The 3,660-nt window shown below is 55.9% G+C and carries 5 protein-coding genes; 2 read left to right on the plus strand and 3 right to left on the minus strand.

The genetic code is table 11. From position 1 onward, the window contains the following. Together OP495_RS16770 and OP495_RS16775 are read right to left on the minus strand one after the other, a co-directional pair. Positions 1-221 (minus strand): type II toxin-antitoxin system prevent-host-death family antitoxin (locus OP495_RS16770; protein WP_280570875.1); only part of this gene is annotated, 221 nt, incomplete at its 3' end. A gap of 149 nt (positions 222-370) precedes the next feature. Beyond that, the gene (locus OP495_RS16775; RefSeq protein ID WP_280570877.1) at positions 371-1,264 is read right to left on the minus strand and encodes a LysR family transcriptional regulator; all 894 of its coding nucleotides are present in this window, start codon (positions 1,262-1,264) and stop codon (positions 371-373) included. A gap of 166 nt (positions 1,265-1,430) precedes the next feature. Between OP495_RS16775 and OP495_RS16780 the strand changes: the two genes are divergently transcribed. Beyond that, on the plus strand, positions 1,431-1,925 hold the full coding sequence (locus OP495_RS16780) for a hypothetical protein (protein WP_280564462.1): 495 nt from the start codon (positions 1,431-1,433) through the stop codon (positions 1,923-1,925). A gap of 112 nt (positions 1,926-2,037) precedes the next feature. Here OP495_RS16780 and OP495_RS16785 read toward each other — a convergent pair whose 3' ends face one another. After that, a complete protein-coding gene (locus tag OP495_RS16785; RefSeq protein ID WP_280570879.1) occupies positions 2,038-2,535 on the minus strand; it encodes a tryptophan-rich sensory protein in 498 nt (165 codons plus the stop codon). Between the two features lie 340 nt (positions 2,536-2,875). On the opposite strand from OP495_RS16785, the gene OP495_RS16790 reads away from it, so the two are divergent. Beyond that, positions 2,876-3,466, plus strand: coding sequence for a manganese efflux pump MntP family protein (locus tag OP495_RS16790; RefSeq protein ID WP_280564464.1), 591 nt, complete (start codon positions 2,876-2,878; stop codon positions 3,464-3,466). The last annotated feature ends 194 nt before the right edge of the window (positions 3,467-3,660 follow it).

Genomic DNA, 3,660 nt, shown 5'->3' on the forward strand with positions numbered 1-3,660 from the left:
CCTGCCTTGTATTGCGCGATTGATTTACTCAGGTGTTCAGCATTAGCAGGGGAGCGCAATAGATGTACTGTCTCCATAAGGCTGTTGTAGTAATCCAGCGACATGACGACGGCATCCTCGGAATCACGGCGTGTAATCACAGTGGTGTCGGCGTCGTTGACCACGCCATCCAGCACTGCCTTGAGACCGTTGCGTGCGTCAGTGAAAGAAATAATTCTCATGAAACTTTGCCTGTACAGGATGCAGTACAATTATAGAGTGAAGGATATTTCTGTACAAGATACTGCACATCTTATCTTGCCGTTAACAGGCATCGGATAGAACGCGCATTCCTCCATGTGAACGGCGCATGATATTCGCCTGACGACTGTCAGGCTTCGACGCGCTGCGGTTCGGCTACGTCTACGGCTTGGTGCAAGGTGTCGACGAAGCGGGCCAGGGCGGGCGTCCAGGTGGCTGGCTCGGGCGCGGCGAAGTAGGTGTCGATTTCCGCGAGAGGCTTCGGCAGGGCAATATAGTGGATACCAAAGCGATGCTGATGAGCTTTGATAGTGCTCAAGGGGAGCACGGTATAGCCCATCCCGGCGGCGACACAGCCGAGCATGGCGTCCAGGCTTCCGAACTCGAAGATGCGCGCTGCGTTGACGCCATGGGAGGCCAGCAACAACTCGATGCGCTGGCGATAGCTACAGCCTTGGCGAAACGCGAGGAAGGCGGCAGCCATCAGTTCTTCCGAGTGGGGCATCGCGGCCATGGGTCGAGGGCCGACCAGTACGAGGCGTTCGCTGAAAGCCTTGAGCAGATGATAACGGCGATGTTCGAGACCTCCCGCGATGAATACGCCATTGACGTGGCTTGCCATCAGCATCTCGATGAGTTCCGCCGTGGAGCCTGTGTGTAGCGTGATGTCGACCTCGGGATGAGCGGCATGATACGCCGTGAGGATCGGAGGGAGCCGTAACGCGGTCGTGGTTTCCATGGCACCGATTCGCAGTTGGCCATGTGTCTTGTCGCTGCCCTTGAAGTGCGATAACGCTTCATCATGCGCAGACAGCATGCGCTCGGCATATGCCACCAGCGCGCGCCCGGCAGAGGTCAGGCGCGTCTGGCCAGCCCGGTGGACGAGCTGGGCGCCGAGTTCTTCCTCGAGCTTCTTGAGATGGGCCGTCACGTTGGACTGCACCGTATGCATCCGATCTGCGGCGGCCACGAAGCTACCGGTTTCGGCCACGGCCATGAATAAACGTAACGATTTGAGTTGCATGCCATGTCTCCCTGATCGAGAAGCTATCTCTAAACACGATACCAAGTATCAATATAAATCGCTTTCAGGAAAGTAGGTGTCGTACGTACGCTGTTCATGGGTCAACGCGCAAGGTGCGACGCCTCCAAGCGCACGTACCGGCATACTCATAATCCGGGAGACCGTAATGAACGACATCGATCTGGCCAATCGAGCGGCTGACATTCTTCGCAACAACCTCTATGCCAACATAGCGACGTCGAAAAACGACGTGCCATGGAATACACCCGTAACCGCCTTGCCGGACAGGGATTTAAACTTTTACTGGTCGTCCTGGATTCAGGCGGAACATTCCAAGAATATCGTTTTCAATAGCTCGATCTTCATGACTTTCTATGACTCGACGCGCGCGAGAGGGACCAACAATCTCATGTGTCTCTACCTGAAGTGCACTGCGAGAGAAGTGTCGGATGTCAGTGAGGCAGAAAAGGCATTTGCGCTACTATATCCCGATGACCATGTTGATCTAGAAAACTTTCTGGGCGATGGAATAAAGCGGTTTTTCTGCGCCGAACCTCAACAGGCCTGGCTGAACTGCCTATCTGAAAAAGAGCTTGAGCCGACGACGCTAAAAATGAGAACCGAAGTCTCTATTGAAAGCATCAAGAGCGCCATGGCCTAAACTTGAGCCATGGCGCTTCTCGTGACATTCAATGGCCAATTCGACCGCGACAGGATTGGCCGATACACCAGGCAGGAAGCACGACCCTGCGCGATGACAACATCCCCTCTGCTCATCCCAGCAACTGCGGGTTGAGCTGCCAGACGGTGTGGGTCAGTGCTGTGGCCAGCGACACCCACGCTAGATAAGGCACCAACAGTAGTCCGGCCAGTAGTCGCACGCGCCAGAAGGTGATGAGGGTGGCAAGGATCATGCCCCACAGCAGGATGACCTCGACGAAAGCCAGTGCTCCCTGGTGCCAGACGAAGAACAGCCAACTCCAGAGTGCATTGATAGCAAGATGCACGATGAATAGCGTCAGAACGCCCTGGTGCCGTTTCCAGCCACCTTCCCGCCAGACCAGCCATGCGGCGAACCCCATCAAGGCAAAGAGCGTCGTCCACACCGGGCCGAAGGCGCCGGCGGGTGGCGCCCAACTGGGCTGTGTGAGTTCAGCGTAGAACTGCGTGGCATCCACTGAGGCGATGGCACCGACCCCTGCCGTAATGAAGCTGACCACCAGCCAGCCGATCAGGCCGAGGACCTGATGGCGAGTCGAAAATGCTTGCATGGCGATATCCCCGTCACGTCGAAACGGTCTTCAGAGTGTGCGATATGGCGATGATATGCCAAGCGTTTTTCAGATATTGCGCGGAAACGTCGCAGCGCATTTGTCTTTCCCTATAAATCGCAAGGGATTGTTAAACCCTGGTTATTCATTCGAAGCATGCTCGCAGAGTATTAACCGCCACGATACTGATCAATCCTGGTTAATTTTTGCTTTATTTTCAGGTAGTTATTGTTATTCAGGTGTGTCGGGTATAGGCTGTTCGAAAAGTTGACAAAAATGATCAGGTTTTGGGAGTGAAGATGCATTATCAGCATCGCCTTCTGTGCAGTATGGAGATCACATGAATCCTGCGTCGTTGATTCTGTTGGCATTCGCCATGTCGACAGACGCCTTTGCCGCTTCCATTGGCCGGGGCGCCGAGCTGAGCAAGGTGCGCTTCATCAGCGCGCTACGTATCGGCATTGTGTTTGGCGCGGTAGAGGCGATCATGCCGCTGTTCGGCTGGGCGCTGGGTCATGTCGCGATGCGTTTCGTCTCCGGGATCGACCACTGGATTGCCTTTGCCATGCTGGCGTTGCTGGGCGGGCACATGATCTGGGAAGGATTAAAGAACGGCGGTGCCGAGGCGATCAAGGTCGCCGGACCCCAGCAGGAAGACAAGTCCATATGGCTGATTGCTGTCACGGCTCTGGCCACCAGCATCGACGCCATGGCAGTGGGTATTACGCTGGCGCTGACGGATATCAATATCGTCGTGGCGTCCCTGGCCATCGGCCTGGCGACGGCCTTGATGGTCACCTTCGGCACGCTGCTCGGTCGTGCTATCGGCACCGTTGTCGGCAAATGGGCTGAGGTACTGGGCGGCCTGATCCTCATCGCCATTGGCGTCGCCGTGCTCTATGAACATCTGGCCGGCGTCGTCTCGCCATGAACGCGATATAGCCTTAACGCGCAAGGCTAAAAAGGCCCGACCACAAAGACGCGAGCCAACAAAAACGGGGTGGGTCCATGGGACCCACCCCGTCTGCTTTCTACTTTACTTCTATATTGCTCTCTACCACTTACTGACGGTCGTTACTCGTCTTCGTCCTCCGGCAGCGCGTAGACGACGACCTGGTCGCCGAC

The organism is Chromohalobacter sp. 296-RDG (genome assembly GCF_029889885.1).
Lineage (GTDB): Bacteria > Pseudomonadota > Gammaproteobacteria > Pseudomonadales > Halomonadaceae > Chromohalobacter.